At 61.6% G+C, this 13,147-nt stretch carries 15 protein-coding genes and 1 tRNA gene; 2 read left to right on the top strand and 14 right to left on the bottom strand.

Going from position 1 to position 13,147, the window contains the following annotated elements:
• The 6 genes from SPHV1_RS05365 to SPHV1_RS05340 all read right to left on the bottom strand — a co-directional run bounded on the left by SPHV1_RS05365 (position 1) and on the right by SPHV1_RS05340 (position 7,743).
• Positions 1 to 966: a fumarylacetoacetate hydrolase family protein gene (locus SPHV1_RS05365; protein WP_054945011.1), complete on the bottom strand. Its 966-nt coding sequence runs from the start codon at positions 964 to 966 to the stop codon at positions 1 to 3.
• A 19-nt stretch (positions 967 to 985) separates the two neighbouring features.
• Positions 986 to 2,101, bottom strand: a complete 1,116-nt coding sequence (locus SPHV1_RS05360; protein ID WP_054945026.1) for an FAD-dependent oxidoreductase — start codon at positions 2,099 to 2,101, stop codon at positions 986 to 988.
• The gene (locus SPHV1_RS05355) at positions 2,098 to 3,006 is read right to left on the bottom strand and encodes a VOC family protein (RefSeq protein WP_054945010.1); all 909 of its coding nucleotides are present in this window, start codon (positions 3,004 to 3,006) and stop codon (positions 2,098 to 2,100) included. The genes SPHV1_RS05360 and SPHV1_RS05355 overlap by 4 nt, the downstream gene beginning before the upstream one ends.
• A 26-nt stretch (positions 3,007 to 3,032) precedes the next feature.
• The gene (locus tag SPHV1_RS05350; protein ID WP_054945009.1) at positions 3,033 to 5,477 is read right to left on the bottom strand and encodes a TonB-dependent receptor; all 2,445 of its coding nucleotides are present in this window, start codon (positions 5,475 to 5,477) and stop codon (positions 3,033 to 3,035) included.
• 303 nt (positions 5,478 to 5,780) lie between these two features.
• Positions 5,781 to 7,364 (bottom strand): tannase/feruloyl esterase family alpha/beta hydrolase, encoded by a 1,584-nt coding sequence (locus tag SPHV1_RS05345; RefSeq protein ID WP_054945025.1) that lies wholly within the window; start codon positions 7,362 to 7,364, stop codon positions 5,781 to 5,783.
• Between the two features lie 305 nt (positions 7,365 to 7,669).
• Positions 7,670 to 7,743 (bottom strand) — tRNA-Cys (locus SPHV1_RS05340).
• Positions 7,744 to 7,992: 249 nt separating this feature from the next.
• On the opposite strand from SPHV1_RS05340, the gene SPHV1_RS05335 reads away from it, so the two are divergent.
• Together SPHV1_RS05335 and SPHV1_RS26120 are read left to right on the top strand one after the other, a co-directional pair.
• Positions 7,993 to 8,796 carry a DUF433 domain-containing protein gene (locus SPHV1_RS05335; RefSeq protein WP_054945008.1) on the top strand — a complete coding sequence of 268 codons (804 nt, stop codon included), beginning with the start codon at positions 7,993 to 7,995 and terminating at the stop codon, positions 8,794 to 8,796.
• A gap of 14 nt (positions 8,797 to 8,810) precedes the next feature.
• Complete coding sequence (locus tag SPHV1_RS26120) at positions 8,811 to 9,194, top strand: DUF5615 family PIN-like protein (RefSeq protein WP_197277651.1); 384 nt, start codon at positions 8,811 to 8,813, stop codon at positions 9,192 to 9,194.
• Between the two features lie 50 nt (positions 9,195 to 9,244).
• Here SPHV1_RS26120 and SPHV1_RS05330 read toward each other — a convergent pair whose 3' ends face one another.
• Genes SPHV1_RS05330 through SPHV1_RS05295 form a run of 8 tightly spaced genes read right to left on the bottom strand, consistent with a single transcriptional unit; the run spans position 9,245 to position 13,111 of the window.
• Positions 9,245 to 10,288: a tyrosine-type recombinase/integrase gene (locus SPHV1_RS05330; RefSeq protein WP_054945007.1), complete on the bottom strand. Its 1,044-nt coding sequence runs from the start codon at positions 10,286 to 10,288 to the stop codon at positions 9,245 to 9,247.
• Positions 10,275 to 10,577, bottom strand: a complete 303-nt coding sequence (locus SPHV1_RS24880) for an AlpA family transcriptional regulator (protein WP_054945006.1) — start codon at positions 10,575 to 10,577, stop codon at positions 10,275 to 10,277. The genes SPHV1_RS05330 and SPHV1_RS24880 overlap by 14 nt, the downstream gene beginning before the upstream one ends.
• A complete protein-coding gene (locus tag SPHV1_RS05320) occupies positions 10,574 to 10,804 on the bottom strand; it encodes a hypothetical protein (protein ID WP_054945005.1) in 231 nt (76 codons plus the stop codon). The genes SPHV1_RS24880 and SPHV1_RS05320 overlap by 4 nt, the downstream gene beginning before the upstream one ends.
• Entirely contained in the window at positions 10,801 to 11,283 is a 483-nt protein-coding gene (locus tag SPHV1_RS05315; protein WP_054945004.1) for a hypothetical protein, read from the bottom strand. The genes SPHV1_RS05320 and SPHV1_RS05315 overlap by 4 nt, the downstream gene beginning before the upstream one ends.
• Positions 11,280 to 11,606: a hypothetical protein gene (locus SPHV1_RS05310; protein WP_054945003.1), complete on the bottom strand. Its 327-nt coding sequence runs from the start codon at positions 11,604 to 11,606 to the stop codon at positions 11,280 to 11,282. Before SPHV1_RS05310 ends, SPHV1_RS05315 begins: the two co-directional genes overlap by 4 nt.
• Positions 11,599 to 12,165 (bottom strand): hypothetical protein, encoded by a 567-nt coding sequence (locus SPHV1_RS05305; protein ID WP_054945002.1) that lies wholly within the window; start codon positions 12,163 to 12,165, stop codon positions 11,599 to 11,601. Before SPHV1_RS05305 ends, SPHV1_RS05310 begins: the two co-directional genes overlap by 8 nt.
• Entirely contained in the window at positions 12,162 to 12,524 is a 363-nt protein-coding gene (locus tag SPHV1_RS05300; RefSeq protein ID WP_054945001.1) for a hypothetical protein, read from the bottom strand. Before SPHV1_RS05300 ends, SPHV1_RS05305 begins: the two co-directional genes overlap by 4 nt.
• Positions 12,521 to 13,111, bottom strand: coding sequence for an HNH endonuclease (locus SPHV1_RS05295; RefSeq protein WP_231634531.1), 591 nt, complete (start codon positions 13,109 to 13,111; stop codon positions 12,521 to 12,523). Before SPHV1_RS05295 ends, SPHV1_RS05300 begins: the two co-directional genes overlap by 4 nt.
• Positions 13,112 to 13,147 lie beyond the last annotated feature (36 nt).

Below are 13,147 nucleotides of genomic sequence, written 5' to 3'. Positions count from 1 at the left end.
TCACGGCATCTCTTCGGCAACGCAGGGGTTGCGCTGGTTGCCAAGGCCGGTGATGCTGCCTTCCATCACGTCGCCAGGCTGCAGGAAGACCCCGAAGGCCGAGCCATTGCCATAGGGAGAGCCGGTGCAGAGGAGGTCGCCGGGCTGCAGCACGACCCGCTCGGAAAGGAAGGCGATCTGGCGTTCGATGCTGATCATCATGTCGGCCGTGCTCTCGTCCTGATAGACTCTGCCGTTCACCGACAGCCGGATGCCGAGATTGTACGGGTTTGCGATCGCCTGTTTCGGCACGATCAGCGGACCGAAGGGGAGAAAGGTCGGGAAGCTCTTGCCCGATAGCCAATCCGGTCCGATCGCCGAACCATCACGGCGGAACAGGAGTTCGCGCGCCGTGATGTCGTTGACCACTGCAAAGCCGGCAACGTAGTCCATGGCTCTTTCGGCCGTCACATGATGGCAGCGCTTGCCGATGACCACGCCCAGTTCCAGCTCCCAGTCCGGCTTCTGGACATTGTGGGGCAGGATCACCGGGTCATTCGGGCCGATCACGCTCGAAGGCAGCTTGATGAAACAGAAGGGCGTGGCGGTCGCAGCCTTTGCGTCCATCACTTTTTCGGCATCGGCCCTTATCTCCTCGGGAGTCATATTCTCCTGCTCTGCCGTTCGCATCGAGGGGTCGCCCATCATCAGGCCGATCACGTGCTTGCGGTAATTGGCGCCGGCGCAGAATACCTGCCGGGGAATGTAGGGCGCGAGCGCGGCGCGTTCGTCGAAGCGAACCGCATCGGCCCAGACGCTTTCGTCCAGCCGTTCGATCGCCGCGCAGGTCGCATCCCAGTTGTCGATAAGGGCCAGAAGATCGTCCTTCAGGCCGTGTCGCACGAGTGGCAGGGCCTTGCCATCCCGGACCAGGACGGGCTGCGCCTTGCCGTCCAGCGCCAGTGTCGCCAGTCCATAGTCGCTCATCTTACTCTCCCGGGATCGCCTAGTAGGCTTGCTGGAGCCGGGCCATGGTGGCGCCCAGCATCCTGTTGGCTTCGACCTGATCCCCTCCGGTCATCTCGATTTCGCCGATGCGCACCGAGTTTTCGACGACGAGCCGCGCGCGTTCGATCCGCCGGGCCATGAAAGCTGCCAGCGCTGCCCCGATATCATCGTGCCGTGCCAGTTCATCGGCGAGCACTAGGCCGTCTTCCACTGCCATGCCCGCACCCGATGCCATGTGCGGTGTCGTTGCATGGACGGCATCGCCGATCAGCACGATACGACCCTTGTACCAGGGCTCTTCGAGGAGCAGCCATTCGAGCGGACGATAATTGACCAGCGACTGCGGTCCAAGGCCCTCGCGCACTTCGGCGACGTAGCTACCGAACGGGGCAAGCAGGTCTTTCAGGTGATCGACGAGCGCATCTTCCGGGAACCAGGGATTGTCCGGAACATGCTCAAGGACGAACACGTACATGTCCGTGTCGGAGACCGGATTGAAGCCCACCTTGACCGGACCGCCGAAGAACATTTCCGCACGGTCGAACCCCGCCGGGCGCGGCGCGATGGCGCGCCAGCATCCTTGCCCGGTAAAGCGCGGCGCAGGGGCCTTGGGGAAGACTGCCTGACGCGTCTGGGAGTTGATGCCGTCTGCGCCGATCACCAGATCGTATCGGCCCGCAGCGCCATCGTCGAAGCCTACGCCGACGCCAAGGCCGTCATCCTCGAGCCGATCCACGCGCACGCCCAGGCGCACCGCAATGCCCGCCTCCCGTACCCGCGCGGACAGGATGTCATGCAGTACCGGCCTCATGATCCCGCCCCCCGACTGGATCGGTGCCGGGTTTTCCGGCACCGGTGACTCGAACAGGACCGTGCCGTCCGGCGCGCGTCCGCGCATCCCGGCTCCGACGTGTCCGCGCTGGCGTACGTCATCCAGGATGCCCAGATCGTCGAAAGCCCGCAGCGACAGGCCGGTGACGCTGATGCCCGCACCGTAGACCCGCCAGTTCGGATCCGCGTCGATCAGTTCGACCGCGACCCCCCGGCGTGCCAGCGCAAGCGCGGCCGTCATGCCGCCAATGCCACCGCCGATGACCAGTGCGGTTGCAATCATGCCGGCACCTGCCACAGGCCCTTGTCCGGCGCCATTTCCGCATGCGGGCGATTGCCCGGGATGATGCGCCCGGTGCCCCACTGGTCCATGACCTCGATGCCCGGTTTGTAAACGGTGGGTTGCCAGCTTTCCTCGTCCACCGTTTCGAGATCGGAAGTATATTCGACCGTGTTGTCGTTCGGCGTCGAGTAATAGCTGAAGGTGTTGTTGCCGGCGGTGTGCCGTCCCGGCCCCCATTGGAGATGGACACCGGCCTTTGTCATGCGTCCGAGCCCCTTCATCAGCGCGTCGATGGACGCGACATCGAAGGCGATGTGGTTGAGCGCGGGCGGACCAGGCAGGATCGCGAGGCGATGATGGGCCGGATTGCAGCGCAGGAAGACCATGAAGTCACCCAGCCAGTCCGTCAGGCGGAAGCCCACGACTTCGCGATACCAGCGTTCCAGTTCGCCATGCTGGGGTGAGTGAAGGACGACATGGCTGATCTGCAGCGGGATCGCCTCATGTTCTTCGACTGTTCGGATGGCGCGCGGAATAGTATCCGCGATGATCTCCACCGCGCGGCCATCGGGATCGAAGAAGCGGAAGGCGTAACCGCCGCCTGGACCGGTGGCCGGACCGGGCTCGGCAATGATCTTTGCGCCCGACGCCTTCACTTGCGCGAACAAAGCGTCGACATCGGCGCTGCTGTTGGCAGTGAATCCGATCAGGTCGGTCTTCTTCTCATCGTCCTGCCGCAGTCGGATCACATAGGGATGAGGGGAGGCGGCAGTCGCGAGATAGACCATGCCATCCACCTCGGCGACTTCCTCGAGGCCCCAGGTATTGCTGAAAAAAGTCCGCTCTGCCGCGAGATCGGGCACGGCAAGCGCGACATACTGGAGATCGTTAACTGATGCTGTCATTTCAGTCCTCTCAGGACGGGTTGCCCTCAGTAGTGGAAGCTGGCGCGCAACCCGTAAGTCCGAGGTTGTTCGGCATCGGCCACATAGAGGTTGGCGCTGTTGATGACCGCGTTCGCCAGGCGCCGGCTGTCCGTGACATTGAATGCGTAAGCCGTGATCGACCAACGATCGCTCGCCTGGGCCAGGGTTGCGGACAGCGTGGTGACGAAATTGCTCTTGCTCTTGAGGAAAGGCAGATAATCGGCACTGAAGTAGGTGGAACTGCGGTAGCGCGTTCCGGCCTGCAGCACGAGCTTGAGGTCGCCAAGCGGCACGGTCTGTTCGCCGTTGACCGTGAAGGACCACTTCGGTGCATTGAAGGCCTGCCGTCCCGAGCAATCGATCTCGAACACGTTGACAACCGAGCCGCCGGGCGTGGTTTGGGTTGTTGGGCTGTAGCCGCAGGCTGTCTTGGGCGGCAGGCCCTGGTTCGGCGCGTAATAGACGAAGCTGTCGTATTTCGTGTCCAGATACTGAATGCTACCGGAAAGCAGCGTATCGGGCGTTGCCTGGAATTCGACATCGAGATCGACGCCCTTGATCGTACTGGTGCCGATGTTCCGGGTCAGCAGCACCGTCGACGGCGGATCGCCCAGATCGTATCCGAATTGGCTGAACTGCTGGTTGCGATACTTCCAGAGGAAGGCTTCGACATTCAGTTGCAGGCGATTGCCAAGGAAGCGGTTCTTCGAGCCCAGTGTATAGGCGTCCAGCGTTTCGGGCTGATAGCTGTCCAGCCCCCGGGCGAACGAGAAGCCGCCGGCATGGTAGCCGGTTTCGAAGCTGGCATAGACCATGTTGCTGGGCGAGAAATCGTACTGCGCCGCAAGGCGGTAGGTGAACTTGTTGTTCTTCAGCGACGAATTGATGACGATGGGCGAGCGCAGAACGAAAGGCGCCGTTTGCGAGCCGCCGAAGGCATCGGGCAGCACAAAGAGCGGGACTGACGTGACCGGGATCCCTGCCGCGCCATAGAAGCTCTCGACGTCCGCACCATTGGTCGCGAGCGGCATGAAGGGCAGCGTCGGGCAGCTATTACGCAATGCCGGGTTGCCGCAGAACAGGATATAGACGTTCGAGACGCCATCGAAGGACTTGCGATCGGACGTATAGCGTCCCGCCGCCGTCAGGCTCAGCCTTTCGATGGGCCGGAAGGTGAACTTGCCGAAACCCGCCCAGGATTTGGTGTGCGTGTCGAACTCCTGGAAAGGCGAAAGCGTCCACTGGTTATAGTAGGCCGTGGCGCCGATCTTCTCATCGAAATACATGCCGCCAAGCAGATAGTCGATCTGGGAACCGGCCTGGCCCGCCCAGCGCGCCTCGATGCTTGCCTGCCGATCGTCCTCCTTCGAACCGGCTTCGCGGAATATGTTGGCGAACCGGTAATCGATGTGCGCTTCGCGCCAGGCGGGCTGGATCGTCAGGGTGCCGATATCGGTCTTGTAGTTCAGTTCGGCGGTCACGCCCCAGTAATCGTTATCGTTCGATGGGTTGCCATCGCTCGCCGCACCTGCGCGACCGACTTGCGTGATGTAGCGTGAGGCCAGGTAATCCTGGGATGCCGGATCACCGAGGCCCTGCAGGGACGAGAAACCGGATCGCTTGTAATCGTAGCCGGCAAAGCCGCTCGGGCCGAAGGTCGGATCTACCGAGCCGAAATAATAGCTCGAGGAGCTGGCGCCGCCCTGATGGGCGTAGTCGGCGGCAATGCGCAGATCCAGTTGCGGGGCGGGTTCGGCGTAGATCTGGAAGCGCGCACCGTATTCGCGCTGGTTGCCGGTGCCGTCGCTCATGAACGCATCGTGCCGCGACAGCGTACCCGCTAAGCGCATGGCGACCGAGTCGCCTGCCGGGACATTGAGCGCAGCTTGCGCGGTCCACCAGTTGTAGTTGCCATAGCCGACCGTGGCGTCAACGCCGAACTCATCGAGGCGCGGCCTGTTCGGGATCACGTTAATCGCGCCGCCTGTCGCATTGCGCCCGTAAAGCGTGCCCTGCGGCCCCTTGAGCACTTCGACGCGCGCGAGATCGTAGAACATGCCGGATGTCGAACTGGGTCGGCCGATATAGACACCGTCATAGTTGAACGCGATGGCGGGGTCCGAATAGGCGTTCACCGTGTTGTTGCCGACGCCGCGCAGGTAGAAAGTGGTGGTGCCGCCTGCGCCGCCGACGGTGGCGAGCGCCGGGGATGTGCGCGACAGGTCTTCCGCCCGGGTCACGATCTGCTGACGAAGATCCGCGCTCGTCACCACATCGACCGGCAAGGGCGCCTTTTGCGCGCTCTGGCTGACGCGTTGGGCAGTGACCACGATTTCTTCCAGACCTCCAAGGCGGGTCTGTGCATCGCTGTCCTGAGCGACAGCAATCTGTGGCAGCACCATGGTCGCGCAAATCGCAAGTGCAGATACGCTACGATGAAAGACGTTCATCCCACTCTCCCCTCTGCTTTCCACCATTTATTCTTTGGTGAATGAATTATTTATTCCCGCTATCATGAATAATGAGCCCGATCAATACCGAAAGTGTCCGCTTGGACGGCCTCCCGGCGCGGCCGCGCGGACAAGGGGCAGGTTCGGGTGGATCGGTCGGCCGCTCATTGGGGATGACCGTGCTGCAGGGTCACGGCGACACTTGGGATGGTCTAGAACGGGAAAGGGGGCGTCATGCCGTTCGTTCGCCCCAAGCGGCCGCAATGGCCATGAGGCAGTACGTTCACTTATCGTTGCGCTGCTTCACAGATCGTCGGGCAAGCCGCAGGAATAGCTTTTCGCAGCCATTGGATCGCCGTCGCCGTCATAGTGCGCAACCCATGGATAAGCACAGAGCGGCCGTTCCATTGGCGCGCGCGGCGGGTTGGGCGGCTGTCCGGGGAAGGGCACCAATTGCGTCGGGCGCGTGGCGGTGATGCGATCGGGGGCATGGCCCGTAGCCGCCCATTCATCGATCGTGCCGAGCGTGTCGAACTCGCTCGGCCCTTCGCCGCCCGAGCAGTGATCCATGCCGGGCGCCATGAACAGGCGCAGCTGCTTCTGCGCTGTCTCTCGCGGGAGCGCTGCATAGAGGTCCCGATAGAAGCGCAGCGTATTGGTTGCAGGGATCAAGCCATCGGTCCAGCCATGGCTCAGAAGCAGCTTGCCGCCACGCGCGAAGAACGGGCCGAGCCCGTCCGAAGGCACGTTGAGCATCCTCGCGCCGAACTGGCGCGCGTCGTTCGTCAGGCTGCGATAGTCTGACGCCCGCCAGTCCCAACGATCCCTGCCGCGATAGACGAGGTCGCGGAAATAGCTCATCGCAACAGGGAAAGGCTCCGCGCCCATGACCAGCGCGGCCATCTGCATTTCGGATCCGATGGGCCATCCGGGCAGCAACTGCGTACCGTCCGTGGCGCGCACCCCGTCATACATGTTGCGAATGGCGGAAACCTGGCCTGCGCTCAGGCAACCTTTCTCCTGCCCGGGTTTGCATTGCAGGCTGGCAGGGGTGAAGCTGCATTGTTGCGGTCGGCCGATCAGCCCATCCTTGACGCCATCAAGCCCATCGCATTGTGCGACCGCCGCGGCGTGGACCAGGCCCAGTTCGGCGGGCGTGATCCGCACCCTGAAGCGCTGCGGCTGCCAGCCTTGCCACATGCTCTGGGTCATCAGGTCTGTCATCGGATTGGCCGGAGCCATGGCGCTGATCGCGTCGAAATCCTCCGGATAGCGATGCGCTGCCATGAGGCCCTGCCTGCCGCCGGTGGAGCAGGCGTTCCACAAGGAGAGCTGAGGCGCGCGGCCGTAGAACGCTTCGATCACCTGTTTTGCCGCGACGGTCGTCACATGTATGGCTCGATAGCCGAAATCGACCAGCTTTTCCGGGTGATCCACGGCCCATTCGGCCGTCATGCCATTGCCGGTATGGCCCGTGTCGGTGGCGGCTGTAGCGTAGTTGCGCGCAACATTGCGCCCCAGTTCGGCGAAGCTGATCGAGCCGGCCCAAATGCCATTGCCGACCCCGGCATATCTGCCGTTCCAGCCATCGAGCGGCAGCCAGACCTCGCTTTTGATGTCCGAATCCGAAGAGGGTGTCAGCGTCATGCGCACCCGGCAGAAGGCGGGTACGCCCGAATAGGCCGCTGCGGTAACGCCGGGCGGCGGACCCGAGTCGGCAGGTGGTTCGAAGCCCCCTTTGGCGACGATCCCGGCGCTGGTGATCCTGCCACCCCGGATAGCGAGGTCCGTCAGGTCCGAACAGGTTGCGTGGGCGGGTGCTGCGAAGGCCAGCGCGCATGGCGAGGCAGCGACGGCAAGAATGCGCTTGGTGTGCAGTATCCCCATTACGGTCTCCCGGTCTGTTCTGCCTTGGCTGCGTATTTCATCCGTTTCGGGGGCATCGTGCGGATCGTCCCGGTGGAGGCATTCCTTCGGCATGAAAGCTCACGCGACAGGTAATTCGAACGTTCGTTCCAGAGGAAGTGACAAATCGTACAAGGGGGCACTTCGCCTTATGCTCGACAGATGCCCCAAGGGCCGGTCGATGCTCGTCAATCGAAGAACGCCTGCGGCCACCGCGGGTTCTGCCGGCAGATAGAGGTGCAGAAGAACCACTTTCGAACACACTCAGAAGTTCTGAGAAAATGAGATGGAGGCCCGAGCCGGAATCGAACCGGCGTATACGGATTTGCAGTCCGCTGCGTCACCACTCCGCCATCGGGCCTTATCAACGACTTAGAGCGAAATTCGCGGGCGTTCCGCACTTTCGATCCGCTTCGTTCCGCAATCGCATGGTGTTTCGATCGCGGAGCGCGCCTTTGGCACGCGCATTGCTGTCGGTCAAGGGATGTTGGCGGAGCAAGGTGTTTGGGCCCAAATTTCTTGCGTTGGCCCTCGCTGTGGCTTGTGTCGTTCAGAACACGATCACAGCGCCACAGAGCTCGGCCTCCCTTGATCGAGCCGCATTAAAATTATGAAGGACTACGAGCTTCGAGTGCCGATGTCCTCTTCTAACGAGCTGATTTTAAGATACATATTTGGCATTAAGAAACTATCCATCTGGATGAGTTTACAAATCTGGTTGTGTCGGCATATCGCCGGCTATAGGAGCGTGCGCAGAAAGGGAGGCCAGAACATGACGCATAATGAGCGCACTGTCCTTGCTGCCTTTAGCGTCGAGCATGCTTCTCGGGTCACGGGACTGTCGATGGCGCGACTTACTCGATGGGACCGGGAAGGGTTCTTTTCCCCTGAGTATGCTGATGAGGAAGACAGGGGGAACCCTTACAGCAGGGCGTATTCCTTCAACGATCTTGTCGGCTTACGCACACTGGCGATCTTAACCGATACCCATCATATCTCTCTCGCAGAACTGCGTAAGACTTACCCAGAGCTCGCTAAGCGGGTGAAGCGGCCATGGTCAGAGGCGCAGCTAGCCGTGTGGAAGCGGAAGGTAGTGTGGGATCTTGATACACTTCCGCGCGATCGGCATGGGCAATATCTTGGCCGACATATCGAATTGCCCACGATCGCAGAGGAAGTGGCGCGAAAAGCGGACGGTCTGCGGGAGAGGAAGCAAGATCAACTTGGCGTTGTTGAGCGGCATAGATTTGTTGCCCACAATGCGCCGGTTTTGGCGGGTACGAGAATTCCGGTTTCAGCGGTCGAGAGTTTCATCAGGGCTGGCTACTCGGATGAAGCTATCCTCGTGGAATATCCTACGCTTACCAAGTTTGATGTTGGTTCGATCCGGCGGAACATGAAGGACGCAGCCTGAGCGAGCAGCCATCATTGAAGTTCTTCGCGGACCATTGCGTGCCGGAATCTGCTTGCAAACTTTTGGAAGGGCGTGGGCATACGGTTATTCGGCTGCGTGATGTCCTTCCTACGGATACGCCAGATCCAATCGTCGCCAAAGCAGCTCAAGATAGCGATGCTATTCTACTAACACACGATGGTGATTTCAAAGCTGTCGCGCCACGCATCCCTATCGGGCAGCGCAATAGGTTCCGGAAATTAAGTAAGGTGCATCTGGCGGTTGAGCACGTCAAATCAGAGAGCCGATTGGGTGAGGCGATTACTCTAGTAGAATTTGAGTGGGTCTCTGCTCAGAAGCGAAGGGACAGGCGAGTGCACGTAGTAGTGCAGCCCTCCGTAATTAAAACTCACCGATGATTTTCTTTTAGAGATTTAAATCATCGCCGATCAGGGCAAGGACTGGCACCTCACGCACTCGCTTCAAGTTTGCGCATCGCTGCCTCGGCGTCTCTACGCTGACGGGCGTACTTGATCGCCATCTGGTAGGTCCGGTGACCGATCACGCTGGTGATCTGGACAACGGTGCATCCAGCTGCTTCCAATTGTGCCGCACTTGCATATCGAAGTCCGTGGAGAGTCCGGTGCGGCATCCCGTCGATCTTTGCCACCGCACGGTTCATGGCCGATGACAGCATGCCGGCGTTCATCGGCTTGCCGTCCTGGGTGCGGATGATGGCGCCGCCGAAGGGGGTGCGGATCTTCTTCAGGTGCTTGGCCAGCTCGGGGTGGCACGGGAGATCGAGCGGCTCACCAGTCTTGTTCTGGCGGACGCGAACGACGTTGCCCATGACATCGTTCCATTCCATCTGCACCAGATCTTCGCGGCGCTGGCCGGTATAGAGCGCGAGTAGGACCGGCGTCTTCATGAAGGGTTCGCAGTTCGCGAGGAAGTGCGCGATCTCTTCGGCCGACCATACCTGGATCGGCACAACCTTGGATTTCAGCTTGCGGATGCCGGTGGCCGGATTGCGGAAGTCGGCCGGCAGGAGATCCTCTTCTTCCGCCCAGCTGTAAAGCCTCCCGACCATCTGCTTGATCTTGTGTGCGGTGCGGGGCTGCGAGGCGAGACTGTCGCGCACGGCTTTCACGCTGGCGCGGTCGATGCAGTCGAAGCGCTCGGGGCCGAGGATGGGGATCAGGCGCTGCTCGATCGTGAACCGGTAGTCCTTCTGCGTGACATCAGCGAGCGCGTTGAACTCTGCGCTGTTGAGGTAGCTGCTGCAGAGGAATTCGAAGCTGTTGCGGTCGGCCTGGCGGGCGCTCTCGGCGTCAGCCGCTTCCTGTGCGGCATGGACCAGCTCTGCATAGCGGGCATGGAAGTGGGGATCACCCGGCGAGCCAGGCAGAGGCGTGTCGCGTCCATCGCGGCGAAAGCGCCAGTATTCCTTGTACTTGCCTGATGCCAGCTTCTTCCGGCTGCAGTAGCAATAGGGAAGGTCAGTTCGGACCATTTGCAAGGCGTCTCCGGACACGATCGGCAACCGATTCACTTTCTGCCTCGCGCTGCGCATGGTCAAGCGGCTGCGGGTCCGTCTCATTGGTGCCCAGGGCATCGGCCCAGCGATCGAGATCGCGGCGATCCCAGACGGCGCAACGGCCAATGTGCTTCGAGGCTGGACCGTGATCACGGAGCATCGACTTGCTGATGCCAAGATAGGCGGCCGCCATCGTCTCGCGCATCAGGCGCGGCCAGTCAGGCAGTGCGCTGCGATCGAGAGGGATGGCGGCGGGCGCGTTCACTCGCCCTGCTTTCCCAGTTCCATCAGGCGCTCGATCACGTTGAGCGTCATAAGGTCCAGATATTCCGCGGCGTGGCGCGGGTGAGGGCGGTGTGCCTTCATCACTCCGGTCACCACCGTTTCGAGCAGGGCCATTGCCTCGGCTTCCGGCACAAGCTTGCCATCCTCCGTCAGGATCAGGGCGAGGATCGGTCGTAGGTTGCGATTATGGCGGTCGAGGGAGCTCATGCTGCCTGCCTCCGGGAATAAGCGACCATCTCGTCTGCAGCCGCAAAGAGCTTGCTTACAGTCGAAAGGTCGCGGGTCATGCATGGGCGATCATCCTCGGCGAAGATGGCCTCCCAGCAAGTAAATCGGTCGATTACGATTGTCCGAAGCGCGCCGTAGGCCGTCTCTTCGTCCCACTCGGGCTCGTAATAGCCCTCCATTGCTCCGACCATGATCGTGCCCTTTAGCGGGTGAGATGGCATCCGGACCATGTAGCGGTAGCCCTTGCGCGCCTCGACGCAGTACATCTCACCTTCGCGGTGCCAACCAATGTGATGCGAAGGGTGGCACCAAGAACGCTCCCAGTCCGTCCGGTCGCGGATAATCAGGCCGTGGTAGTTTTCGCCCTGCTCGGCCCTGAACTGCTCGCGCCGGTCACCCAAGGCGGCGAGATATGGCGCGGCCCGCTTCGACAGCTTCTTGAGGATGCGCAGGTTCATGCTGCCTTCCTCGCAAGTTCTTCCCTCAGCGCCGCCCGCGCCTCGACCATGTGGGACGGCCAGTCTGCGCGGGGCATGTCCTCGTAAAGCTGTGTGAAGCACGGTCCGCAGTCCCAGCCCGTAAGCTGCGAGACGATCCAGTCGCGGACCTGCACGCACTGCACGCATGTGCGGTGGCTGTCCGGCTGGTTGTCCCAGATCCCGCTAACGTAGTTGTAGCGGTCGCCGGGATTGATCCATCCCGCGCACTCGCAACAGCGGTGCTGCTTGCGTGCGGTGCGCCATGTTTCGCAGAACGCCTGCGGGACTTCGCAATCACACATGGAAGTTCTCCAAAGCAGGACGAGACTCCCCGCCGAAGAGGTTGAAACGGAGACGCAGCCTGCGCTCCAGCTTGATGCTGTCATCACGATGGTGCGGGTATTTGCGATCCATGACCTCGTTGAGCTCATGGTCCTCCTGCATGGATTGCAGCCAATCGACTTCCCAAGCTGTCAGCGGCTTACGCCACCATCCGAGCGGTTTGATCTCTGGGAACATGCTACCCCGGAACCCGCCGCACTTTCGGCACCATCCTGCGCCGTTGGTGTAGCAATCCCGACCAGGCCGCTGGCGGCCCCAGACATGATCGCAAGCGAGGTCGCGCTGATACTGCTCGAACGCCCGCAGCTCGGCCTCGGCGATAGTCGCGCCCTCACCGCGAATGAACGTGCCTTTGGGGAACGCCTCGAAGAATGGCGTCGCCGGAATCAGCCCATTGCCCCACTGGACCATGCAGTCCTCGGGCCATGCGCATGTCGGCGTGTAAGCCGGGTTGCTGTGGAGCATTGAGGAGAACTTGTTCTCCGGTGTGCCTGGGATGTGGTGCGCGGCAATCCTCATGCCGCGTTCGCCTTTCTGCGCCGCTCCTGCAACTGAAGCCATTCACCGAACGTCTCTCCGCAATCAGCATCGAGGTAACGTTGATAATGGCGCTGGCTGCGGGTGAGCTTCGGCGGTGCCGGGCTGTTCATGGCCATCCACAGCTTGCCTTCAGGCGTCACAGCGAACACATCATCGCCGCCATACAACTCGTATTTGGCGCGCCGGATCACCATCAGGCCAAGGCCCACGGCTTCCATGCAGATCGGGTGATCAATCGACCCTTCGCCGGTGACGAAGTGGTTGCGATACTGCTCGCCTCGCCCGAACTGGTCGACGCCCAGGCTGTGCTGCAGGATGTGGAGGATCTTGTCGCTCATGACTTACGAGCCTCCCGCGCCGCGTGCTCGACCTTCGCCACCGCGAGGACTGCTGGCTTGAGCTCGTCGGGAGCATCGTCATAGGCCAGCACATGCCGGTAGCGATTTCCGCCAGCCAGGCGCGGCAGAAGCGCCCGCGGGATCAGCTCCCAATTGCTCGGATCGGTGTTGAGCTTGTCGCCCAGGCACTTGAGACAATAGCCTTCCGGAATAGGGCCGTTGGCGGCTTCCCATTCGATCAGGTGTACGGCGCGCCAACGCGATTGCAGCGGCATGCCATCGTGGATCTTGCGCTCGCGATAGCCGCTCTTGCTCAGGCGTTCTGCACCGACTGGCTTGTAAAGCTTGACCGCGACGCCCTGGCGTTCGCCCTTTTTGAACTGCGTGCGACGCGCGTTCGGGTGCAGCCCGCCAGTGCCAGGAGCACACTTCTTGCCCTTGTTCATCGGCTCCTGCCCTTTGGCGAAATGCCCGGTGCGGCCAGTCTTCCAGCCCTTCCGCTTGCGAAGTGCGTGCAGATGGCCGGCGCTGACGTCCTCGCGGCCGAACTCGGCGATGAACGCGCGGTGATAGTCGCTGATGACCATCGCCCGGTTCGCCTCAAGCCACGCCATTTCGGCGGC

This window comes from Novosphingobium sp. KN65.2, from assembly GCF_001368935.1.
In the GTDB taxonomy this organism is placed as follows: Bacteria; Pseudomonadota; Alphaproteobacteria; order Sphingomonadales; family Sphingomonadaceae; genus Novosphingobium; species Novosphingobium mathurense.
This window is presented reverse-complemented; position numbering and strand designations above follow the sequence as displayed.